Source organism: Methylopila turkensis (assembly GCF_027922325.1).
In the GTDB taxonomy this organism is placed as follows: domain Bacteria; phylum Pseudomonadota; class Alphaproteobacteria; order Rhizobiales; family Methylopilaceae; genus Methylopila; species Methylopila turkensis.
Genome location: NZ_BSFL01000001.1, coordinates 564968 through 585729 on the forward strand (window position 1 = coordinate 564968; position 20762 = coordinate 585729).

At 69.8% G+C, this 20762-nt stretch carries 21 protein-coding genes; 8 read left to right on the forward strand and 13 right to left on the reverse strand.

Annotated elements, in window-relative coordinates:
• The first annotated feature begins 19 nt into the window (after nt 1–19).
• The gene (locus PKE78_RS02620; RefSeq protein ID WP_271199287.1) at nt 20–616 is read left to right on the forward strand and encodes a TetR/AcrR family transcriptional regulator; all 597 of its coding nucleotides are present in this window, start codon (nt 20–22) and stop codon (nt 614–616) included.
• A gap of 36 nt (nt 617–652) precedes the next feature.
• Here PKE78_RS02620 and PKE78_RS02625 read toward each other — a convergent pair whose 3' ends face one another.
• The 4 genes from PKE78_RS02625 to PKE78_RS02640 form a co-directional block, all read right to left on the reverse strand.
• Entirely contained in the window at nt 653–982 is a 330-nt protein-coding gene (locus PKE78_RS02625; protein ID WP_271199288.1) for a flagellar biosynthesis regulator FlaF, read from the reverse strand.
• On the reverse strand, nt 963–1388 hold the full coding sequence (locus PKE78_RS02630; RefSeq protein WP_271199289.1) for a flagellar biosynthesis repressor FlbT: 426 nt from the start codon (nt 1386–1388) through the stop codon (nt 963–965). Before PKE78_RS02630 ends, PKE78_RS02625 begins: the two co-directional genes overlap by 20 nt.
• A 92-nt stretch (nt 1389–1480) precedes the next feature.
• Entirely contained in the window at nt 1481–3016 is a 1536-nt protein-coding gene (locus PKE78_RS02635) for a flagellin N-terminal helical domain-containing protein (RefSeq protein WP_271199290.1), read from the reverse strand.
• A 212-nt stretch (nt 3017–3228) separates the two neighbouring features.
• Nucleotides 3229–4746 (reverse strand): flagellin N-terminal helical domain-containing protein, encoded by a 1518-nt coding sequence (locus tag PKE78_RS02640; protein WP_271199291.1) that lies wholly within the window; start codon nt 4744–4746, stop codon nt 3229–3231.
• Nucleotides 4747–5146: 400 nt separating this feature from the next.
• Here PKE78_RS02640 and PKE78_RS02645 point away from each other — a divergent pair, with 400 nt between their 5' ends.
• Both PKE78_RS02645 and PKE78_RS02650 read left to right on the forward strand, forming a co-directional pair.
• The gene (locus PKE78_RS02645; RefSeq protein ID WP_271199292.1) at nt 5147–6358 is read left to right on the forward strand and encodes an efflux RND transporter periplasmic adaptor subunit; all 1212 of its coding nucleotides are present in this window, start codon (nt 5147–5149) and stop codon (nt 6356–6358) included.
• 13 nt (nt 6359–6371) lie between these two features.
• Nucleotides 6372–9578: an efflux RND transporter permease subunit gene (locus PKE78_RS02650; RefSeq protein WP_271199293.1), complete on the forward strand. Its 3207-nt coding sequence runs from the start codon at nt 6372–6374 to the stop codon at nt 9576–9578.
• A gap of 198 nt (nt 9579–9776) precedes the next feature.
• Here the strand turns inward: PKE78_RS02650 and PKE78_RS02655 are convergent, their stop codons facing one another.
• The 3 genes from PKE78_RS02655 to PKE78_RS02665 are packed head-to-tail and all read right to left on the reverse strand — an operon-like array spanning nt 9777 to nt 10493.
• Complete coding sequence (locus PKE78_RS02655) at nt 9777–9956, reverse strand: hypothetical protein (RefSeq protein ID WP_271199294.1); 180 nt, start codon at nt 9954–9956, stop codon at nt 9777–9779.
• On the reverse strand, nt 9953–10252 hold the full coding sequence (locus tag PKE78_RS02660) for a BrnA antitoxin family protein (protein WP_271199295.1): 300 nt from the start codon (nt 10250–10252) through the stop codon (nt 9953–9955). Before PKE78_RS02660 ends, PKE78_RS02655 begins: the two co-directional genes overlap by 4 nt.
• Nucleotides 10245–10493: a BrnT family toxin gene (locus PKE78_RS02665; protein WP_271199296.1), complete on the reverse strand. Its 249-nt coding sequence runs from the start codon at nt 10491–10493 to the stop codon at nt 10245–10247. The genes PKE78_RS02660 and PKE78_RS02665 overlap by 8 nt, the downstream gene beginning before the upstream one ends.
• Nucleotides 10494–10607: 114 nt before the next feature.
• Here PKE78_RS02665 and PKE78_RS02670 point away from each other — a divergent pair, with 114 nt between their 5' ends.
• Nucleotides 10608–10994, forward strand: coding sequence for a GFA family protein (locus PKE78_RS02670; protein ID WP_271199297.1), 387 nt, complete (start codon nt 10608–10610; stop codon nt 10992–10994).
• Between the two features lie 19 nt (nt 10995–11013).
• Here the strand turns inward: PKE78_RS02670 and PKE78_RS02675 are convergent, their stop codons facing one another.
• From PKE78_RS02675 to PKE78_RS02690, 4 genes are all read right to left on the reverse strand, one after another.
• Nucleotides 11014–11322, reverse strand: coding sequence for a hypothetical protein (locus tag PKE78_RS02675; protein WP_271199298.1), 309 nt, complete (start codon nt 11320–11322; stop codon nt 11014–11016).
• 137 nt (nt 11323–11459) lie between these two features.
• Nucleotides 11460–11933, reverse strand: a complete 474-nt coding sequence (locus tag PKE78_RS02680; RefSeq protein ID WP_271199299.1) for a hypothetical protein — start codon at nt 11931–11933, stop codon at nt 11460–11462.
• A 4-nt stretch (nt 11934–11937) separates the two neighbouring features.
• A complete protein-coding gene (locus tag PKE78_RS02685; RefSeq protein WP_271199300.1) occupies nt 11938–12252 on the reverse strand; it encodes a rod-binding protein in 315 nt (104 codons plus the stop codon).
• Nucleotides 12252–13514: a flagellar basal body P-ring protein FlgI gene (locus PKE78_RS02690; protein ID WP_271199301.1), complete on the reverse strand. Its 1263-nt coding sequence runs from the start codon at nt 13512–13514 to the stop codon at nt 12252–12254. Before PKE78_RS02690 ends, PKE78_RS02685 begins: the two co-directional genes overlap by 1 nt.
• A gap of 247 nt (nt 13515–13761) precedes the next feature.
• Between PKE78_RS02690 and PKE78_RS02695 the strand changes: the two genes are divergently transcribed.
• The 3 genes from PKE78_RS02695 (at nt 13762) to PKE78_RS02705 (ending at nt 15193) form a co-directional block, all read left to right on the forward strand.
• Nucleotides 13762–14172: a flagellar assembly protein FliX gene (locus tag PKE78_RS02695; RefSeq protein ID WP_271199302.1), complete on the forward strand. Its 411-nt coding sequence runs from the start codon at nt 13762–13764 to the stop codon at nt 14170–14172.
• A 165-nt stretch (nt 14173–14337) separates the two neighbouring features.
• A complete protein-coding gene (gene dksA / locus PKE78_RS02700; protein WP_271199303.1) occupies nt 14338–14754 on the forward strand; it encodes an RNA polymerase-binding protein DksA in 417 nt (138 codons plus the stop codon).
• Nucleotides 14755–14980: 226 nt separating this feature from the next.
• Nucleotides 14981–15193 (forward strand): hypothetical protein, encoded by a 213-nt coding sequence (locus PKE78_RS02705; protein WP_271199304.1) that lies wholly within the window; start codon nt 14981–14983, stop codon nt 15191–15193.
• A gap of 16 nt (nt 15194–15209) precedes the next feature.
• Here the strand turns inward: PKE78_RS02705 and glyS are convergent, their stop codons facing one another.
• Complete coding sequence (glyS, locus tag PKE78_RS02710; RefSeq protein WP_271199305.1) at nt 15210–17279, reverse strand: glycine--tRNA ligase subunit beta; 2070 nt, start codon at nt 17277–17279, stop codon at nt 15210–15212.
• A gap of 122 nt (nt 17280–17401) precedes the next feature.
• Entirely contained in the window at nt 17402–18313 is a 912-nt protein-coding gene (locus tag PKE78_RS02715; RefSeq protein WP_271199306.1) for an NAD(P)-dependent oxidoreductase, read from the reverse strand.
• A gap of 157 nt (nt 18314–18470) precedes the next feature.
• Between PKE78_RS02715 and bglX the strand changes: the two genes are divergently transcribed.
• Nucleotides 18471–20690: a beta-glucosidase BglX gene (gene bglX / locus PKE78_RS02720; RefSeq protein WP_271199307.1), complete on the forward strand. Its 2220-nt coding sequence runs from the start codon at nt 18471–18473 to the stop codon at nt 20688–20690.
• Nucleotides 20691–20762 lie beyond the last annotated feature (72 nt).

Consider the following 20762-nt stretch of genomic DNA (forward strand, 5'->3'; position numbering starts at 1 on the left):
CTCTGGAAAGTTTGCGGAGATGGGCAGGCCCAAGGAATTCGACGTCGACGAGGCGCTGTGCGCGGCGCTGGAGGTGTTCTGGCGTCACGGCTACGAAGGCGCGTCGCTGAGCGACCTCACGGACGCGATGGGCATCACGCGCCCTAGCCTCTACGCCACCTACGGCAACAAGGAGGAGCTGTTCCGCAAGGTGCTGGACCGCTACGAGCAGAGCCATCTCTGCTTCGTCGCGGACGCCCTCGCCGAGCCGACCGCGCGGCGCGCGATCGAACGCCTCCTCAAGGGCTACGCGGACGTCCTGACCGACCCGATGCACCCGCCGGGCTGCCTCGGCGTCAACAGCGGCGTCGCCTGCGGCGAGGCCGGCTCCACCATCCGCGACGAACTCGTCGCCCGGCGCTCGCTCAGCGAACGCACGCTGCGGGAACGGCTCGACAAGGCCGCGGCGGACGGCGAGCTTCCGCCCGAGGAGGACCCGGCCGACTGGGCGCGCTACGTGATGGCGGTCGGCCTCGGCATGGCCGTGAAGGCCTCGTCCGGCGCCGACCGGGCCGAGCTCCACCGCGTCGCCGACCTCGCGCTGCGGGCGCTGCCGAGCACCTGCTCCGCGCTCTGACCAGCGCGCGGAGCCGTGGTCAGCGCTCTGTCGGGATCAGCCGCGCAGGCCTTCCGCGAGATTGCGGTTGATGTTGATCAGCGCCGACATTGGCTCGGCGGAGGGATTGATCTCGAGGCTGTGGCAGCGGTCGAGCACGAACATCGCGATCTTCTTGATGTTCATCTTGGTGGCGGCGTCGAGAGGGTTCTCTGCGCGCAGCACGGAGCTGAGGAAGACGGTCCAGAGCTTTCGGTTGAAGGTCGCCGCCTCGCGGGCGGCGGTGCGGTCGAAGGGTTCCGCGGTCTGCGCGGCGGCGAACCGAGCCGCCGCCCTCAGCAGCAGTTGGGCCTCGCGCTCGCGCGGGTTAGCCGTCGTTTGCGCCATCCGCGCGTACGCCTGCGCTCCGTTCTGCATGCTCGAAGATTCCCTTCTCGTGCGCCACGAGACTGCGCGCCTCACGCAAAGCTTTGTAAAGCGCGCCTGTTAAGACGTGGTTATTTATGCGGTCGATCAGGGGAAGCATGCTCGGAGCGGCCTTCACGGCGTCGCGCGTCAGCGCGCTGTAGATCTTGCTGACCTTCTCGATCGAGCCGGCCATGTACATCATCTGGACGGTGTAATAGATGCGCTTGGCCGGCGTGTCGGCGTCGCGCTCCTGCAGGATGTCGCGCTCGCGCAGCACCGGATCGCCGCCGTCGATCAGCAGCTGTGTCCGGGCGGCGCCGTTGGTGACCACGGAACGTCCGATGACGATCCGCTCCCCGGGCTTCAACTCCACCTTGAGGGTCATGCGCGTCCTCCGTGGCTTAAGGTCCTGAAACGGCGAGCGGCGGACGCCCGACCGGACGTCCGCCGCTCCGCCCGAGAAGGAAGCTAGGCGCCTTACTGCAGAAGCTGCAGCACCGCCGATTCCTGCTGGGTCGAGATCGAGAGCGAAGACACGATCAGCTGCTGGCGCGTCTGCAGCGTCGCGAGGTTCGCGGCCTCTTCGTTGGTGTCGGCGCCGACCAGCGACAGCGAGCCGTCCTGGAGGGTGCCGATCATGTCCTTCGTGAAGGTCTCGCGGGTCTGCACGATCGCAAGCTGCGAGCCGAACTTGGCGGACTGCGCCTCGATGGTCGCGAAGGCCGCCTCGAGCTTGTCGATGATCTTCTCGATCGAGTCCGAGTCGTAGAAGTCCTCGGCGGTGATCGCGGCGAGGCCAAGCCCTTCCGCGTCGAACTGCACGCCCTTGACCTCGAGCCGTGACGAGCCGTCCTCGTTGAAGATGACGTCGAGATCGTCGCCGTTCAGCAGGTTGACGCCGTTGTAGGTGGCGTCCTTGGCGAGCTTCGCGATCTCGCCCAGGAACTCGTTGTAGTCGGTGGCGAAGTTCGAGCGCTTGGTGGCGGCGTCCTGGTCGAGCACCGGCGCCGCGAAGCCGCCGCTGCCGAAGACCGCGCCGGCGCCCGTGGCGGTGCCGGTGGCCGCGATCGGCGTGTCGGCCGCGATCGCGTTCGTGGTCTGGAACGCAAGCGTGGCGCCGGCCTCGCCTTCCTTCGGGATCGACGCGGTCAGCTGCACGTCGTTGTTGAGCAGCCACGCGTTCAGCTCGTCGATCGTGTCGACGTTGTTGGCGCCGGGCGACGAGGCGAAGGTGACGGTCTTCAGCGCGCCGAACCTGTCGGTGAAGGTGAGCGTCTCGTCCTTCAGCAGGCTGTCGCCGCTCGCCGTGGTCGACAGCGTCCCGTTGGTGGAGCCGGCGCTGGTCGCGGTCCCGCCGTCGGCGATCAGGCCGAGCGAGTCGAGCAGGGCGGACGAGCCCTCGATGCTGAGGTCGGCGCCGCTTTCGAGCTCGAACTCGAGCGTGCCGGCGTTGTCGACGACGTTCAGCCCGGAGATGTTGAGCGAGTCGATCGCGGTCTTCACCTGCGCGGCGGTGGCGTTTGCGGCGATGTTGACCGTCGCGCCGTTGACCGTCAGCGCGCCGCCCGAATGGGTCGCGTCGACGTCCTCAAGTCCGTCGAACGTCGTCGGAACCGCGGGCGTCACCGTGTTCATCGACAGCAGGTTGTCGCCGCTGAGCCCGTTCATGGTCGCCGACGTCAGGCTCGCCTTGGTCGACACCGCAAGCGGCGACTGCTGGGCGGAGCGGGCCGTCGACTTCAGCGATTCCACGAGGTCCGTGATCGCCTTGATGCCGTTGTCGGCCGCTTCGAGCGTCTGGATCGAGTTCTTGACGTTGTCGAGCAACGTTCCGAGATCGCTCGCCCGCCGGTCCAACGACTGTGCGGTGAAGAAGCTCGCGGGATTGTCCAGCGCCGAGTTGACCTTCTTGCCGGTCGAAAGGCGCTCTTCGGTTCGGTTGAGCAGTTCGGTCGTCTGCTGCATCGAGCGCAGGTTCGACCGGACCGCGGAATTGAGCGTGATGTCGGCCATAAGAAAGGCTCCGATTCGGGACGTCGTTTAGGACGTTGATCGGAACATAGGCCGTTAACCTTAATCGGAAGTTAAGGTTAATGCCGGCTTAGCGACGGTCGCCGGACGGGAACGGACGACGTCCACTAACTCCTATCCTGCGCGAACGAAAACGGCGGGAGCCGTGGGGGCCCCCGCCGTCGTTCAGGCCGGTTCTTCGCTTGTTGCGTCGATCAGCGGAGGAGCTGAAGGACGTTCTGCTCCTGGCTGGTCGAGATCGACAGCGAGGAGACGATCAGCGACTGACGGGTCTGCAGGGTCGCGAGATTCGCGGCCTCTTCGTTGGTGTCGGCGCCGGTCAGCGACAGCGCGCCGTCCTCGAGGGTGCCGACCATGTCCTTGGTGAAGGACTGGCGGGTCTCGACGACCGAGAGCTGCGAGCCGAGGCGCGAGGACAGGCTGTCCAGCGAGCCGAGGGCGTCGTTCAGCTTGGAGACCACTTCCTCGATCTTCGAGCTGTCGGCGAAGTCGTCGAAGGTGATGTCCGAAAGGCCGAGCACGTCCATGACGTCGACGCCGGCGACGTCGAGCTTGGAGGAGCCGTCCTCGTTGAACACGACCGAGAGGTCGTCGCCGTTCAGCAGGTTGACGCCGTTGTAGCTGGCGTCCTTCGCGAGTTCAGCGATCTGCTGACGCAGGTCGTTGTAGTCGTTCATGTAGTCGGTGCGGCGGTCCTGGCCGTCGCCGCCCATGACCGCCGACTTGCTCGCCGCCGAGGTGGAGGCGACGCCGAAGATCTCGCCGGCCGCCGGCGAACCGTCGGTGCTGACGGCGGTGCCGCCGATGGTGAGGTCGGACGAGCCGTACTCGTTGGTGGTCTCGATCGTCAGCTGGCCGGTCGAGGAGATCGAAGCCTTGGCGTTGTACTGCGCCAGAGCGTCGTTCAGGCCGGAGAGGGTCGACACCTGGCCGGAGCCCGTGCCGAAGGTGATCGTGCCGGTCTCGCCGTCGCCGACGGTGACCGTCAGGGTCTTGCCTTCGAGGTCGTTTGCAGCCGGCGTGCCGTTCGTCGAGGTGACGGTGACGTCGGTGCCGCCGGTGGCGCTGAGGCCGAGGTTGTCGGCGAGGCCGGCCGTGCTGGCCGTCAGCGTCAGGTCTTCGCCGCTCGCCAGCGAGAACTCCAGCGTGCCGGCGTTGTTGGTGACCGTCAGGCCTTCGATGTCGGCCGCGTCGATCGCCGCCTTGACCGCGTCGGCGTCGCTGTCGTCCGCGATGGTGACGTCGGTGCCGTTGATCGACAGCGTGCCGCCGGTGTAGGTGGCGGCGACGTCGGCGACGCCGGCGAGCGTCGTGGCGGTGGCGGCGGTGCCGGTGCCGAGCAGGTTGTCGGCGGTGGCGCCGGCCACGGCGGCGGAGGTGAAGCCGGCCTTGGTGTCGACGGCCGAGCTGGACTGCTGGGCGGAGCGCGCCACCGACTTCATCTGCGTGACGAGGTCGCTGATCGCCGAGATGCCGTTGTCGGCGGCTTCGATCGTCTTGACCGAGTTCGAAACGCTGTCGAGGAGGTTGGTGAGGTCGCTCGCGCGGCGATCAAGAGCCTGGGCGGTGAAGAAGCTCGACGGGTTGTCGAGCGCCGAGTTGACCTTCTTGCCGGTCGAGAGCCGCTCTTCCGTGCGGGCCATCAGGTCGGTGGTCGACTGAAGGGTGCGGAGGTTCGAGCGGACGGCCGAGTTGAGGGTGATGTCGGACATTTGAGGCTCCTGTTCTGGGAGACTGAGGGGCGCGCCTCGTCCTGAAGCGCACGCGGAGCCTCGGGCGGGCGGCCCTAAGCGGCGGTTAATTCCGCGGCGCGGTTCCATGAACGCCGCCGGCAATCGAACGGCATGGTTATCAATAGGTTATGGCCCCGCGGCGCAGGGTATCGGCGTAAGCCGGACCCTGAGCTTCAGGAGATCGCCCGGGCCGGATTGCGACGCCGCGGCCGGCGTCCTGCGCCTTCGGACCCGCACAGCGGTCGGGCCGATCCGGGCGGCTTCGGCGCTTTTCATACCGATCGATAGACTAAGGGTTGACAGAGGGCGCCCCCGATATCTACCTAGCGGTACGATACCGATCGGTACATTATTCCGATACCTTCTCGGGGATGCCGCCATGACGCGTTCCACGCTGTCCGTACGCCTGAGCGCCGGACTCACCGCAGCGGCGCTCGCCGCCGCTGCGGTCCTGAGCCTTTCCACCCTGCCCGCCGGCGACGCCGGCGCCTCCGACGCGCCGGCCGCGCCCGCCGCCACCGAAGTCGGCGTCGCCACCCTCGCCCGCCGCGACACCCCGACCTGGACGGTGTTTTCCGGCCGGCTCGAGGCGGTCGAACAGGTCGAGGTGCGCTCGCGCGTCGCGGGCCCGATCCAGCAGATCCATTTCCGCGAGGGCGCGCTGGTCAAGGCCGGCGACCGGCTCGTCACCATCGACCCCGCCCCTTACGCCGCCGAGGTCGAGCGGGCGCAGGCCGGCGTCGCGGCGGCCGAGGCCCGGCTGACGCTCGCGCGCGCCGATCTCGAGCGCGGCCGCCGCATGACGGCGCTCTCGACGATCTCCCAGCGCGACCTCGACACCCGCGTGAACGCGCTCGGCGAGGCGGAAGCGAACCTCGCCGGCGCCAAGGCGGCGCTCACCACCGCAAAGCTCAACCTGAGCTACACCGAGGTGCGCGCGCCGGTCGCCGGCCGCGTCGACCGGATCGAGATCACCGTCGGCAATCTGGTCGCGGCCGGCCCCGGCGCGCCGGTGCTGACCCGCCTCACCTCCGTCGACCCGATCTACGCCAGCTTCGACGCCGACGAACTCGCGGTCTCGCGGGCGCTCGACAGCCTCGACGACGGCGGCGACCGCCGCGAGCGCATCGGCGACATCCCGGTCGAGATGACGCTGCAGGCGCGCGAGGATCAGGTCCGCGGTCGGCTGCAGCTCGTGGGCTCCACCGTCGACGCCCGCACCGGCACCATCCGCGTACGCGCCACCTTCGCCAACGCCGACGGCCGGCTGATGCCGGGTCAGTTCGCGCGCATGAAGCTCGGCCAGGCCAAGACCCGGCCGGCCCTGCTGCTGAGCGAGCGGGCGGTCGGCGTCGACCAGGACAAGTCGTTCGTGTTCGTCGTCGACGGCGAGAACCGCGCGACCTACCGCGAGGTCACCCTCGGCGCCTCGGTCGGCGCCCTACGCGTGGTCGAAAGCGGTCTGGAGCCGGGCGAGCGCGTCGTGATCGACGGCGCCCAGAAGCTGCGCCCCGGCGCGCTGGTCGACCCCCGCCCCGCCGCCATGGATGCGGTCGCGAGCGTCGGCCGCCAGGCTTCGGCCAGCCAGTGAAGACCCCCGCGCCATGAACATCTCGAAGTTCTTCATCGACCGGCCCGTGTTCGCGGGCGTGCTGTCGATCGTCATCTTCCTCGCCGGCGTGCTGGCGCTGCGCGGCCTGCCGATCTCGGAATATCCGGACGTCGCGCCGCCGCAGGTGGTGGTGCGCGCGACCTATCCCGGCGCCAACCCGAAGGTCATCTCCGAAACGGTGGCGACGCCGATCGAGGAGCAGATCAACGGCGTCGAGGACATGCTCTACATGTCGAGCCAGGCCACCACCGACGGCGTGATGACGCTGACGGTGACCTTCGCGCTCGGCACCGATCCCGACAAGGCGCAGCAGCTCGTCCAGAACCGCGTTTCGCAGGCCGAGCCGCGGCTGCCGGAGGAGGTGCGCCAGCTCGGCGTCACCACCATCAAGTCCTCGCCCGACCTCACCCTCGTCGTGCATCTCGTGTCGCCGAACAAGCGCTACGACATGACCTACCTGCGCAACTACGCCGTCCTGAACGTCAGGGACCGGCTGGCGCGCATCCCGGGCGTGGGCCAGGTTCAGCTGTTCGGCTCCGGCGACTACTCCATGCGTGTCTGGCTGGACCCGCAGAAGGTCGCCGAGCACGGGCTCTCCGCCGCCGACGTGGTCGGCGAGATCCGGGCGCAGAACGTGCAGGCCGCGGCCGGCGTCGTCGGCTCCTCGCCCGCGCCGTCCGACGTCGAGCTCCAGCTCTCCGTCAACGCGCAGGGACGGCTCCAGTCCGAGGAGGAGTTCGGCGACATCGTCGTGAAGTCCGGCGCGAACGGCGAGATCGTGCGCCTGCGCGACGTCGCCCGCATCGAGATGGGCGCCGCCGACTACGCGCTGCGCTCGCTGCTCGACAACGGCGACGCCGTCGCCGTGCCGGTGTCGCAGGCGCCCGGCTCGAACGCGATCGAGATCGCCGACCAGGTCCGCGCGACCATGGCCGACATCAAGAAGAACATGCCCGAGGGCGTGGACTACGAGATCGTCTACGACACGACCCAGTTCGTGCGCGCCTCGATCGAGGCGGTGGTCCACACCCTGCTCGAGGCGGTCGCGCTCGTCGTGCTGGTGGTGATCGTGTTCCTGCAGACCTGGCGGGCCTCGATCATCCCGCTCGCCGCGGTGCCGGTGTCGATCATCGGCACGTTCGCGGTGATGCACCTGTTCGGCTTCTCGATCAACGCGCTCACCCTGTTCGGGCTGGTGCTCGCGATCGGCATCGTGGTCGACGACGCCATCGTCGTGGTCGAGAACGTCGAGCGTAACATCGAGGAAGGTCTGTCGCCCCGCGAGGCCAGCTACAAGGCCATGCAGGAGGTCTCTGGACCGATCATCGCGATCGCGCTGGTGCTGGTGGCGGTGTTCGTGCCGCTCGCCTTCATCTCCGGCCTCACCGGCCAGTTCTACAAGCAGTTCGCGCTGACGATCGCGATCTCGACCGTGATCTCGGCGTTCAACTCGCTGACGCTGTCGCCGGCGCTCGCCGCCCTGCTGCTGAAGGACCACCACGCGCCGAAGGACCGGTTCACGCGTTTCCTCGACGCGACGCTCGGCTGGTTCTTCCGCGGCTTCAACCGCGCCTTCGCCTGGGGCTCGGAGGCCTATGGCCGCGGCGTCTCTCGCGCCATCGCCCGCAAGGCGGTGATGCTCGTGGTCTACGTCGCGCTGGTGGGCCTTACCGGCCACCTGTTCCACGTCACGCCCGGCGGCTTCGTGCCGGCGCAGGACAAGCAGTATCTCGTGGGCTTCGCCCAGCTTCCGGACGCCGCCACGCTCGACCGCACCGAAGCCGTGATCCGGCGCATGAGCGAGATCGCGCTGAAGGAGCCGGGGGTGGAGCGCGCCATCGCCTTCCCGGGCCTCTCGATCAACGGCTTCACCAACTCGTCGAACGCCGGCATCGTCTTCACCTCGCTGAAGCCGTTCGAGGAACGGCGCGACCCGTCCTTAAGCGCCGCTGCGATCGCGGCGAGCCTCAACGCCAAGTTCGCCGGCATCAAGGAAGCGACGATCGCCATGTTCCCGCCGCCCCCGGTGCAGGGGCTCGGCACCATCGGCGGCTTCAAGCTGCAGATCGAGGACCGCGCCGGCCTCGGCTACCAGGCGCTCGACCGCGCGACCAAGGCGTTCCTCGCCCGCGCGCAGGCGGCGCCGGAGCTCGCCGGCCTGTTCTCCTCCTATCAGGTGAACGTGCCCCAGCTGTTCGCCGACGTGGACCGCGTCAAGGCGCGCCAGCTCGGCGTGCCGGTGTCGGAGATCTTCAACACGCTGCAGATCTATTTCGGCTCGCTTTACGTCAACGACTTCAACGCCTTCGGCCGCACCTACTCCGTCCGTGTCCAGGCCGACAGCGCCTTCCGCGCCCGCGCCGACGACGTCGGCTTCCTCAAGGTGCGCTCGACGTCGGGCGAAATGATCCCGCTGTCGGCTCTGCTGACGGTGAAGCCCAGCTCGGGTCCGGAGCGGGCCATGCGCTACAACGGCTTCCTCTCGGCCGACGTCAACGGCGGAGCGGCGCCCGGCTACTCCACCGGACAGGCGCAGGCCGCAGTCGAGAAGATCGCCGCCGAGACCCTGCCGCAGGGCTTCGCCTTCGAGTGGACCGAGCTGACCTACCAGGAGATCCTCGCCGGCAATTCCGGGCTGATCGTGTTCCCGGTGGCGCTGCTGCTGGTCTATCTCGTGCTCGCCGCGCAGTACGAGAGCCTGACGCTGCCGATCGCGATCATCCTCATCGTGCCGATGAGCCTGCTGGCCGCCATGATCGGCGTCTGGCTCACGGGCGGGGACAACAACGTCTTCACCCAGATCGGCCTGATCGTGCTGGTCGGACTGTCGGCGAAGAACGCCATCCTGATCGTGGAGTTCGCGCGCGAGCTCGAGCATCAGGGCCGCACGGTCCTGCAGGCCGCGATCGAGGCGAGCCGGCTGCGGCTCCGGCCGATCCTGATGACGTCGCTGGCCTTCATCATGGGCGTGCTGCCGCTTGCGGCCTCCACCGGCGCCGGCGCCGAGATGCGCTCGGCCATGGGCGTCGCGGTGTTCGCCGGCATGATCGGCGTGACGCTGTTCGGCCTGTTCCTGACGCCGGTGTTCTACGTCGTGATCCGCAACCTCGCAGGCGGCGGCGCGCCGGAGCCGACGCCAGGCCCCGCCCCGGCGGAGCCCGTCGCCCCGTCGGCCGCGACGCGGGTGTCGCTCGGCTGAACGAATGCGCGAGGCGCCGAAGGCGCGCCTCGCTCGAGGCAGGACGGCGGCGGGTTTCTGCGTCCCCACGCCCGAACCGTCGTCCTCGGAGGTCCGCGCGCCCGCCGCGCGGACCTCCAACTGGCCGACGGCCGCCGGTTTCCCCTCTCCCCGGCGGCCGTCGCGCCCTATCGGATTTTTGTCGCCTCCAGAACGGCGCTATCGCCGCCGGCGCGTCCACTCGTACCAGAGCAGGAACGCCAGGACGGGCACGCCGACCACGAGGAACGGCATCAGTCCGTCGCCCCAACCGACGTTCTCCCGCCTTCGCCCGGCGCCGGTGATCGGCGGCGGCGTCCCGTTCGCGGCCTGCAGGACAAGGTCGACGACGTCGATCACGCCGCGCCCTTGTCGAGCCACGCCCGAAGCGCGTCGTTGACGCGCGACTGCCAGCCGGGCCCGGTGGCGCGCAGCTTCGCCACGAGGTCCTGATCCAGACGGATCGAGACCGCCTCCTTGGTCCGGGCCGGTCCGCGCTTGCGGATGGCTTCGGTCAAGGCCGCATGAAGATCGGGCATCGCCTCGGACATGGGTCGGAACTGCGCAAGCTCCTCGTCGCTCAGCTCCGGATTGTCCGAGACCGCGTCCCAATCCGCCTTGGTGTAGCCCCTGCCGGGCCTGAATTCCTTACCCATCGATCGACCTCCGTTCCTTCACCGAAGCGGGCCGCATGCTGACGACCGAGATCGCCTCGGTCCCAAGCCGGGCGAAGATCACCGTGACGACGCCGTCCAGTTCGCCGATCGCATAAAGCCGGCCGCCTTTGGCCGGCCCGATCGCCGCGCGGGCGAAGAACTCCAGCGTCAGGTCGGCGAAGTCCATCGCGTGCTTCTCGATGTTCGCCAGCCGCTTCGGCTCGTCCCACGTGATGATCATAACCTGTATATACAGGTTGCAGGTTCAAGACGCAGCTCAAACAATGGCGCGAGGCGGGGCGGCGGAATCGGCCGGCCGAATGCGCGGTACCGAAATCGAGGAAGGTCGCGAATGATGGGCGCGAGCGGAGGCTGTCTGTGCGGGGGCGTGCGGTACCGGATCTCCGGCGCGCTGTCGCAGCCGATCGCGTGCCATTGCTCGCAATGCGCGCGCACGAGCGGCAGCCATGCGGTGATGTCGGCGTGCCGGGCCGCAGACCTCACGCTGCTCTCCGACGAGACGCTCGCCTGGCACCAGTCGTCGGAAGGCGTGCGGCGCGGCTTCTGCGGGCGCTGCGGCGGCAATCTGTTCTGGCAGGCGGAGCCGGGCGAGGAGATCTACGTCACCGCCGGCACGCTCGACGCGCCGACCGGGCTCAGGCTCGCCGAGCACATCTATGTCGGCTCGAAGTCGGACTATTACGACATCGCCGACGGCCTGCCGCAGAAGCAGGAGTGGTGACGTCGGCGCGAAGGCCCGCTCAGGCGGTGGCGACGAGCGTCGGTTCGGCGACCTTCGCGCCGAGCGTATCGATGTAGGCGCGCAGCCTCAGGCGGGCCTCGTCGGGGGTCTGCTGCACCGTCACGCCGGTCGCGATGTCGACCGTGCGGAAGATCAGGCTGTTGGTGGCCGCGTCGATATCGACCCGCCGCTCCGACGGCGTCGGGGCGGCGAACGCCGCCGGCTCTGGGTCGTTCGCGCGCTCAGGCAGCCGTTCCGGCGTCGGCTGCGCCGCGACGACGCGGATCGGCTGCGAGGCGGGCGCGAACGAACCGATGCCCGTATCCATGGCGTCCTCCCTCGGACCGCTCGCGGGACCCTTCGTCCGCAATACGCAGTCTGACGGAGGCCGCGTTAAGGCGGCGTTAGGAGGTTGGGTTAACGGCGGATCATTTCGATCCCGCGAATCATTTCGTATTCGAGCGATCAGCTCGTGCGCGACAGCGCCATCGGCGCGGCCGCCGGCCGGCCATAGGCGCCGCCGCGGGCGTCGTAGGTCTTCGGCGCGGCCCGGCCGCCGATCTCCTCCGAGACGCCGCGCAGCAGGCTTTCGGCCACGGAGCGCGCGGTGCCCAGCACGGCGAGGTTCTCGTCGAGCGCGGAGCGGAAGGCGGCGTGCATCCGCTCGATCTCCTCGAGCTGCTCGCGCGGCTGGGCGGCGATCGCGTCGCCCGCGCCCGACACCGCGCCGACGTCGAGCATGTAGCGGCTCGACAGCGCGCCCTTTTCGACCTCGAGCGCGCGGGCGGCCTGGTAGGCGCCGGAGCGGACGAGGCGCGTCTCCTCGACCACCACGCCGGTGAGCCGCTCGACGGTGTCGGCGAGCCGCGACAGCAGCGCCGCCGCCTCCTCAACCGAGAGCTCGGGGCGGGGCGCGGGGACATGACGGCCGGCGTGCATGGCGTCAGCTTCCTTTCTGGAGAGAGAGCAGTTCGGACCGAACATGATCCGCGAGGCCGACGCCTCCGGCGGACGCGACCGAACGGCCGTACTGGTCGGCGAGCATGGAGCGGTAGGCGTCGGTCCCGGGCCCGCCGCCGAGCGGGCCGTCGTCGCCGAGGCCGGAAAACATCGACTGCATCATCTGCGTCAGGAACACGGCCTCGAAGTCCACCGCGGCGGCGTCGAGGCGGGAGGCCGCCTTCGCCTGCGGATGGGCGTCGTAGGTCGTCAGCGCGCCGAGCGCGGCGGGGGTCGGCGAAGTCGCGGTCGCGGCCATCACATCACCTCGATCTCGGCCTGCAGCGCGCCCGCGGCCTTGATCGCCTGCAGGATCGCGATCAGGTCGCGCGGGCCGACGCCAATCGCGTTCAAGCCGTCCACGAGCTGGCGCAGGTTCACGCCCTCCCGCAGCACGGCGAGCCGGCGGTTCGCGTCGGTGTCGACCGAGACGCTGGTGCGCGGCACGACCGTCGTCTCACCGTCGCTGAACGGCTCCGGCTGGCTGACGATCGGGTCCTCGGTGATGGTGACGGTGAGGTTGCCCTGCGCCACGGCGACCGTGGAGACCCTTACGTCCTGGCCCATCACGATGATGCCGGAGCGCTCGTCGATGACGATCTTGGCGATCTGGTCGGGCTCGACCCGGAGCTGCTCGATCTCGGTCAGAAGCTGGACGATGTTGCCCTGGAAGTTCTTCGGGACCTGGATCGCGACCGTCGACGGATCGAGCGGTTCGGCGACGCCGGAGCCGATGAAGTCGTTGATCCCGGCCGCGATCCGCCGCGCGGTGGTGAGGTCCGGGTTGCGCAGGGCGAGCCGGACCGTCGTCAGGTTCGCGAGCGAGAACGGGATCTCGCGCTCGATCAGGCCGCCGTTCGAGATCCGCCCCGTGGTCGGCACGCCGCGCACGATCTGCGCCGCCTCGCCTTGCGCGTTGAAGCCGATCACGGCGACCGACCCCTGAGCGACCGAATAGACTTCGCCGTCGGCGCCCATCAGCGGCGTCACGATCAGCGTGCCGCCCTGCAGGCTGGTGGCGTCGCCGAGCGCGGAGACGGTGACGTCGAGCCGGGTGCCCTGCGTGCCGAAGGGCGGCAGGTTCGCCGTCACCATCACCGCCGCGACGTTCTTGGTGCGCAGCGTCGCGCCGCGGGTGTTGACGCCGAGCCGCTCCAGCATCGACTGCAGGGACTGCTTGGTGAAGGGCGCGGCGTTCAGGCTGTCGCCGGTGCCGTTGAGGCCGACCACGAGGCCGTAGCCCACGAGCTGGTTTTCGCGCACGCCCTCGATGTCGGTCAGGTCCTTGATACGCGAGGTCACGCCGCCGCGGGTCGGGCCGCCGTCGTCCTGGCCGGCGAAGGCGCGCTTGCGGGCGACGCTCTTGCGGATGTCGACGCGAACGCCGGACTCGTCGCGCGCGCTCGCGCCGGGAACCACGCCGACCGCCGGGTCCGCGGCCTGCGCGGGCGCCGCGGCGCCCAGCGCGACGGCGAGCGCCATCGCGAGGGCCGGGAGGCGGGACAGGGCGGGAAGGCGCATGGCGTGCGGTCCGGATACGCGGGAGACGAAGCTCGGGCTCCCCCTCCCCTTGCGAAAGCCGTGCCGGAGCCGCCGCGGCAAGACGATCTTGGCGAGGCGACGTCGCGGGCCTCAAGCGCGGCGAAAGCGCGCCGGCAGAATTAACCCTGGGGCCGGCAAATTCTGCCGAGGGTTAACGCCGGGTTAACCATACCGCCGCCATGGTCTCCGGACGCCGGAGGTCCGGCTCTGCGGGGACGCCAGCCACATGCGGATCGAAGGTCCTGGACGCCTGACGCCCGGCGGCGCAGCCGCGTCGCGCGCGCCCGCCGCGGGGTCGGGCTTTCGCCTGGGCGACGCGCCGACGTCCAGCCCGGCCGGCGCCCCGACCGCGGTGCGGCAGAGCCCCGGGATCGACGCGCTGCTGGCGCTGCAGGCCGTTCAGGAGCCGCCGGCCGAGCGCAGGCGGCGCGAGCTGAAGCGCGGCCGCGGCCTGCTCGACAGTCTCGACGAGCTCAAGATCGCGACGCTCGAAGGCCGCGCCGATCTGCCGACCCTGACCGCGCTGGCGGACCGCCTCGCCGCCCGGAGCGAACAGACCGGCGACCGCGGACTGGACGACGCGCTGGCCGCGATCGAACTCCGCGCCCGCGTCGAACTCGCCAAGCGCGGCGCCTGACGGCGCGCGTTTTCGGACCGGACCAGCGAACGGGATTTTATGTAACAAAAATTACGTACTGATATCAAAGGCTTCCCGAATAAATCCGCAATTGTGGAGAACGCCTGACGTGGCTATATTCCGGCCCGAACGGAACCAGCGAGCGGCGACGCCAAAGGCGGGACTATGAGCGTGGAGTTGGCGAGCGATTACCGGCCGTCTGAAGACGAGCCCTTCATGAACCAGCGGCAGCGCCGCTACTTCCGCGACAAGCTGATCGCATGGAAGGACGAGCTCCTCCGCGACAGCCGCGAGACTCTCGAGCACCTCCAGGACGAGAACCAGAACCATCCCGACCTGGTCGACCGCGCGTCGTCCGAGACCGACCGCGCCATCGAGCTCCGGGCGCGCGACCGCCAGCGCAAGCTGATCGCCAAGATCGACGCCGCGCTGGAGCGCATCGAGGACGGCTCCTACGGCTATTGCGAGGAGACCGGCGAGCCGATCTCGCTGCGCCGGCTCGAAGCCCGGCCGATCGCGACCCTGTCGATCGAGGCTCAGGAGCGCCACGAGCGCCGCGAGAAGGTCTACCGCGACGACTGAACCTGCTCGTCAGATCAACCCAACGACGCGACGCCCCGGCCGACTAAACCGGGGCGTTTGTGTTTCCGGCCGCAAGTATTTTGCAGTGCGGCAGACACTCTTAGAGACCGCTAACAAAACGAATTAATGCCGATTTTAAGCTAAGGGGAGATGACAACTAGGCGACGCAGGCTATCTGATAGCTTTACGCGTTATGGGAAAGGCTCCACGGCTCGGGAAGCGCAGTATGCAGCATCTGGCCGCAAACGTCGTCGAAAGTCTCGCGATGCGCATCTTCGCACGCGACCATCCCCGTCGCGCCTGGCGGCTGAGCGACGCCGCAGCGCCGCGCCACGATCACGAAGGCTTCGCTTCGCAGGAAGAGCGCGAGCTCTACAAAGCCTTCGCCTGGAACCGCCTGCACGAGAGCCAGAAGGCGCTCGACCGCCGGCGCCGCTGAGGCGCGCGCCCCACCGTCAGCCCGCGATGCGGTCGAAATCGGCGACGGCGCGGGTGGCGCGGCGCAGGCGCGCGAGCAGGCGAAGACGGTTCGCCCGCAGCGCCGGCTCCGGCGCGTTGACCATGATGCCGTCGAAGAAGGCGTCCACCTCCGGCCTGAGCTTCGCAAGCGCCGCGGTCGCGGCGGGGAAGTCTTCCGCCGCCAGCGCAGCGGCCGCCGCGGGCTCCGCCACGTCGAGCGCCGCCGACAGCGCGCCTTCGGCCGGCTCCACGAACAGCGCCGGATCGGGCGCGTCCTCGAACGCGCCGGCGCCGTCCTTTTTTTCCTCGGCCTTCAGAATGTTGGCGGCGCGGCGGTAGCCCGCCAGCAGGTTCTTGCCGTCCTCGGTCGACAGCAGCGTCTCCAGCGCCTCCACCCGGCGCACGATCAGCACAAGGTCGTCATGGGACGACCCGTCGCCCGCCGCGAACACGGCGTCGACCAGATCGGGCCGCTTGCCCTGCTCGCGAAGCTGGACTTTGAGGCGATCGGCGAGGAAGGCGAGGAGATCGTCGCCGATTGCCGCCTCCGACGCGCCACTGACCACGTCCAGAAGCCTCAGCCGCAACCCGTTCTCCAGAATGATCCGCACGACTCCGAGGGCCGCCCGCCGCAGCGCGTAGGGGTCCTTGCTGCCCGTGGGCTTCTCGTCGATCGCCCAGAAGCCGACCAGCGTGTCGATCTTGTCGGCCAAGGCCACCGCGATGGAGACGGGGGCGGTGGGGATGCGGTCCGACGGGCCCTGCGGCTTGTAGTGCTCCTCCAACGCGGCGGCGATCTCGGGGTCGAGACCCTCGGCGGCGGCGTAATAGCGGCCCATCAGGCCCTGAAGCTCGGGGAACTCGCCGACCATCTCGGTGACGAGGTCGGCCTTGGCGAGCCGGGCGGCGGCCTCCGCCTTCGCCGGATCGGCCCCCACCAGCGGGGCGAGCTCCTTCGCGAGCCTCGCGATGCGCTCCACCCGCTCGTACTGGGTGCCGAGCTTGGCGTGGAAGGTGATGCTTTTCAGCTTCTCAAGCCGAGCCTCAAGAGGCGTCTTCTTGTCCGTCTCCCAGAAGAAGCGGGCGTCGGAGAGCCTGGCGCGCACCACGCGCTCGTTGCCGTGGACGATGACCGCGCCGCCGTCGGTGGCGTCGAGGTTCGCGACCAGAATGAAGCGGTTGGTCAGCCGACCGGTCGCCGGGTCCTTCAGCACGAAGCACTTCTGGTTGGCGCGGATGGTGGCGCGGATCACCTCGTCCGGCACGTCGAGGAACTCGGCCTCGAACTGGCCCATGAGCACCACCGGCCATTCCACGAGACCGGCGACCTCCTCCACCAGCGCCTCGTCCTCGACCAGATCGAGGTTCTGGGCGTTGGCGAGGGTGCGGGCGTCGGCGCGGATGATGTCCCGCCGACGCTCGGCGTCGAGCACCACGCGGGCCTTTTCGAGGCTCGCGACGTAGTCGTCGAAGCGCTTCACGCGGATCTCGCCCGGCGCGTGCACCCGATGGCCGCGGGTGACGTCGCCGGAGGCGATCCCGTCGATCTCGAAGCGGACGATGTCGGGCTCCTCCTGCGGAACCCCGAAGGTCGCGACGATCGAATGCAGCGGCCGCACCCAGCGGAGCGTCCCCTCGCCCCAGCGCATGGACTTCGGCCAGGGGAAGGCGCGCACGATGGCGGGCACGATCTCGGCGATCACCTCGGTCGTGGCCGCGCCGTGCTTGTGGATGCGCGCGACGTAGAAGTCGCCCTTGGGGTCGGCCTGCACCGTCGCCTGATCGATCGAGGTCAGGCCCGCCGCCTTGAGGAAGCCCTCCAGCGCCTTTTCCGGCGCGCCGACGCGAGGGCCCTTGCGCTCCTCGTGCCGGTCCGGCTGGCGCGCCGGCAGGCCGCCGACCACCAGCGTCAGCCGGCGCGGCGTGACGAAGGCCTTGGCGCCCTCGTAGGTCAGGCCGCGCTCGACCAGCGCGTTGGTCACCAGCGCCTTCAGGTCGTCGGCGGCGCGGCCCTGCATGCGCGCGGGGATTTCTTCGCAGAACAGCTCAAGCAGAAGATCGGGCATGGAAAGGCGCTCTTGGCCCGCGGGCGACGAGGCGCGGGCGACAGGTCGGAGGTTCGGAGCCGTCGATAGTCGAAAGCGGACAGCGACGCCAGACCGCGGCTTGGGGCCGGCTAAGTCCGGGCTCAGCCCGGCAGCCGGTCGGGACCGGGGCCGAGCCGCTTGCCGCTCATGCGTTCGAGCTGGATCAGCAGCGCGGAATGGTCATAGGCCGCGCCGCCGTCGTCCCGAAGCGCCACGAACAGGTCGCGCACGGCCGCGAGCAGCGGCAGCGTCACGCCGCCGTCGGCCGCCGCGGCGAGCGCGGTGTCGAGGTCCTTCACGTGCACCCTCACCTGCCCGCCGGGGAGGAAGTCGCGCTCGATCATGCGCTGTCCGTGCTCGGCCAGGATGCGGCTTTCCGCGAAGCCGCCGCGGATCGCCTCGCGCACGGCGGCCGGGTCCGCCCCGCCGCTCGCGGCGAGCAGCAGCGCCTCGGAGACCGCGCCGATGGTGATTCCGACGATCGCCTGGTTGGCGAGCTTGGCGAGCTGGCCCGAGCCGCTCGGGCCCACGCGGAGCGCGCGGCCGAGCGGCGCGAACACCGGCGCGAGCTCCGCGATCGTGTCCTCGGCGCCGCCCGCCATGATCGCGAGCGCGCCTTCGGCCGCGCCGCGCGTGCCGCCCGACACCGGCGCGTCCACATGGCGGAGGCCGAGATCGGCCAGCCTGAGCGCATGGTCGCGCGCGGTCGGCGGCGGGATCGAGCTCATGTCGAGGACGATGGCGCCCGCCTTCATCGCCGCGGCGGCGCCGGCGGCGCCGAACAGCACCTCGCCGACGATCGGCCCGTTCTCCAGCATGGTGATGACGACGTCGGCGTTCCGGACCGCCTCGGCCGCAGTGTCTGCGACCGCGGCGCCGTCCGCGGCGAGCGGCTCGGCTTTCGACCGGGTCCGGTTCCAGACCGTGACGGGGAAGCCCGCGCCCAGCAGGCGGCGCGACATCGGCGCTCCCATCAAGCCGGTTCCGAGCAGGGCGATCCGTGGGGCGGTCATGGCGTCGTCCTCCGCAGCTTTTGTCCGGCGTTATGCGGGGCGGGAGCGTGGCCGCGCAAGCGCCGCCTGCGGCGGACCGTCGCCGGGGGCGGGGTTTTCATCGACGGCCGCTGCGGCGAGAGTGCCGCCCCCGCCACGTCGAACGGTGACCGCCTCCATGACAGCCTCCGTCCTCCGCCTGGCCGCGGCCGCATGTCTCGCCGCCGCGTTCGCCTCGTCCGCCACGGCCGCGCCCGAGGACCGGAACGCACGCGTGGAGGAGCTGCTGTCGCAAATGACGATCGAGGAGAAGGCGGGGCAGCTCAACTTCGTCTCGATCGTGCCGGTGCTGGAGCCGGCCTACGAGGACGTGACCCGCCGCATCGCGGAGGGCTCGGTCGGCGGCCTGTTCAACGTCTACGGCGCGGAGCAGACCCGCACGCTGCAGGAGATCGCGGTCACCAAGACGCGGCTGAAGATCCCGATGATCCTCGCCATGGACGTCATCCACGGCTACCGCACCGTGTTCCCCACCCCGCTCGCCCAGGCCGCGAGCTGGGATATGGCCGCGATCGAGAACGCGGAGCGGGTGGCGACGGTGGAGTCGACCGCCGCCGGCGTGAACATGATCTTCACCCCCATGCTCGACGTCAGCCGCGATCCGCGCTGGGGCCGCGTGGTCGAGGGCGCCGGCGAAAGCCCGTGGCTCGCCGCCCGCATCGGCGAGGCGCGGGTGCGCGGCATCCAGGGCGCCGATCTGAAGAAGCCGGACAACGCCGCCTCCTGCGTCAAGCATTTCGGCGCCAACGGCGCGGTCGAGGGCGGGCGCGACTACTCCGCCCTGGACCTCTCGCCCCGCGCGCTGAAGGCGACCTATCTGCCGCCGTTCGAGGCGGCGTCGCGGGCCGGCGTGCGCTGCTTCATGGGCGCCTTCAACGCCACCGACGGGCGTCCCACCATCACCAACCGCCATCTGCTGACCGACGTGCTGCGCGGCGAATGGGGCTTCACCGGCGTCGTGACCAGCGACTTCCAGGCCATCAAGGAGCTGCCCGACCACGGCACCGCGGCCGATCTGGCGGATTCCGCGCAGCAGGCGCTTGTGGCCGGCGCCGACCTCGACATGGAGTCCCGCGCCTATGTGAAGGAGATTCCGGAGCTAGTGCGGGCGGGCAAGCTCGACGTCGCGGTGGTGGACGAGGCCGTGCGGCGGGTGCTCAGGCTGAAGGACGACCTCGGCCTGTTCGAGGACCCGTATCGCGGGGCGACGCCCGACCGCGAGAAGCGCGAGATCTTCACCGACGCCCAGAAGGCGGCGGCGCAGGACATGGCGGAGAAGTCCTTCGTCCTGCTCAAGAACGACGGCGTGCTGCCGTTCGCGCCGGATGTGAAGCGGGTGGCGCTGATCGGCCCGCTCGGCGACTCGGCCGCCGACACGCTCGGCCCCTGGGCCGCCCGCGGCGAACCCAACGAGACCGAGACGCTGAAGCAGGGCCTCGAGCGCCGGCTCGGCGAGGGCGGCGAAGTGCTCGCCACCCATGGCGGCGCGGTGGAGGATTCCACCGACGAGGAGATCGCCGCGGCGGTCGAGACCGCGCGCCGGTCGCAGGCGGTGGTGCTGGCTGTGGGCGAGCGCTTCAACCAGTCCGGCGAGAGCGCCGCCCGCTCCGAGCTCGGCCTGCCCGGCCATCAGGAGAAGCTTGTGCGCGCCGTGTTGGCCGCCGGCAAGCCGACGGTGGTGGTGGTGTTCGCCGGCCGTCCGCTGGCGCTGAGCTCGCTCGCGGAGCGCGCGCCGGCCATCCTCTACGCCTGGCAGCCGGGCACCATGGGCGGCCCCGCGCTCGCCCGCCTGCTTATGGGCGACGTGGAGCCGAAGGGACGCCTGCCTATGACCTTCCCGCGCTCGGTCGGCCAGATCCCGATCCATCACGAAGCGCTTCCCACGGGGCGGCCGGCGGAGACGCCGATCAAGCCCTTCACCACCGGCTATGGCGACTCCACCTACGGCGCGCTCTACCCCTTCGGCTACGGCCTGACCTACACCTCCTTCGCGTTCGGCCCGCCGAAGCTCGACCGCGAGCGGCTGGCCAAGGGCGAAAGCGCCGTCGTCTCGGTCGCGGTGCGCAACCATGGCCGCCGCGACGGCGAGGCGGTGGTGCAGCTCTATCTCCGGCCTAAGGTCGCCGAGGTGTCGCAGCCCATGCGCACGCTGCGCGGCTTCGCCCGCGTGGCGCTGAAGGCCGGCGAGACGAAGACGGTGGAGCTGACGGTGGCGGAGAAGGACTTCGGCTACTGGAAGAGCGAGACCGATTTCGGCGCGACGCCCGGCCCGATCGAGGTCATGACCGGCCCCGACGCCGCCAACGTCCAGACCACGACGCTGACCTACGCGCCGTAAGGTCCGTCCGGAGACGGCGATCAGCGGGTTCCATCATGCCCGCGAAGACAAGCATGCCCTCTTGTCCCGGCC

Bases quoted from the DNA above. Each gene is read 5' to 3' on its own strand.
- PKE78_RS02675 (WP_271199298.1), bottom strand. From the start codon at position 11,322: ATGGATACGGGCATCGGTTCGTTCGCGCCCGCCTCGCAGCCGATCCGC.
- PKE78_RS02690 (WP_271199301.1), bottom strand. From the start codon at position 13,514: ATGCGCCTTCCCGCCCTGTCCCGCCTCCCGGCCCTCGCGATGGCGCTC.
- PKE78_RS02645 (WP_271199292.1), top strand. From the start codon at position 5,147: ATGACGCGTTCCACGCTGTCCGTACGCCTGAGCGCCGGACTCACCGCA.
- PKE78_RS02715 (WP_271199306.1), bottom strand. From the start codon at position 18,313: ATGACCGCCCCACGGATCGCCCTGCTCGGAACCGGCTTGATGGGAGCG.
- bglX (WP_271199307.1), top strand. From the start codon at position 18,471: ATGACAGCCTCCGTCCTCCGCCTGGCCGCGGCCGCATGTCTCGCCGCC.
- PKE78_RS02670 (WP_271199297.1), top strand. From the start codon at position 10,608: ATGGGCGCGAGCGGAGGCTGTCTGTGCGGGGGCGTGCGGTACCGGATC.
- PKE78_RS02630 (WP_271199289.1), bottom strand. From the start codon at position 1,388: ATGACCCTCAAGGTGGAGTTGAAGCCCGGGGAGCGGATCGTCATCGGA.
- PKE78_RS02680 (WP_271199299.1), bottom strand. From the start codon at position 11,933: ATGCACGCCGGCCGTCATGTCCCCGCGCCCCGCCCCGAGCTCTCGGTT.
- PKE78_RS02640 (WP_271199291.1), bottom strand. From the start codon at position 4,746: ATGTCCGACATCACCCTCAACTCGGCCGTCCGCTCGAACCTCCGCACC.
- PKE78_RS02650 (WP_271199293.1), top strand. From the start codon at position 6,372: ATGAACATCTCGAAGTTCTTCATCGACCGGCCCGTGTTCGCGGGCGTG.
- PKE78_RS02705 (WP_271199304.1), top strand. From the start codon at position 14,981: ATGCAGCATCTGGCCGCAAACGTCGTCGAAAGTCTCGCGATGCGCATC.
- PKE78_RS02685 (WP_271199300.1), bottom strand. From the start codon at position 12,252: ATGGCCGCGACCGCGACTTCGCCGACCCCCGCCGCGCTCGGCGCGCTG.
- PKE78_RS02625 (WP_271199288.1), bottom strand. From the start codon at position 982: ATGGCGCAAACGACGGCTAACCCGCGCGAGCGCGAGGCCCAACTGCTG.
- glyS (WP_271199305.1), bottom strand. From the start codon at position 17,279: ATGCCCGATCTTCTGCTTGAGCTGTTCTGCGAAGAAATCCCCGCGCGC.
- dksA (WP_271199303.1), top strand. From the start codon at position 14,338: ATGAGCGTGGAGTTGGCGAGCGATTACCGGCCGTCTGAAGACGAGCCC.
- PKE78_RS02635 (WP_271199290.1), bottom strand. From the start codon at position 3,016: ATGGCCGACATCACGCTCAATTCCGCGGTCCGGTCGAACCTGCGCTCG.
- PKE78_RS02620 (WP_271199287.1), top strand. From the start codon at position 20: ATGGGCAGGCCCAAGGAATTCGACGTCGACGAGGCGCTGTGCGCGGCG.
- PKE78_RS02660 (WP_271199295.1), bottom strand. From the start codon at position 10,252: ATGGGTAAGGAATTCAGGCCCGGCAGGGGCTACACCAAGGCGGATTGG.
- PKE78_RS02665 (WP_271199296.1), bottom strand. From the start codon at position 10,493: ATGATCATCACGTGGGACGAGCCGAAGCGGCTGGCGAACATCGAGAAG.
- PKE78_RS02695 (WP_271199302.1), top strand. From the start codon at position 13,762: ATGCGGATCGAAGGTCCTGGACGCCTGACGCCCGGCGGCGCAGCCGCG.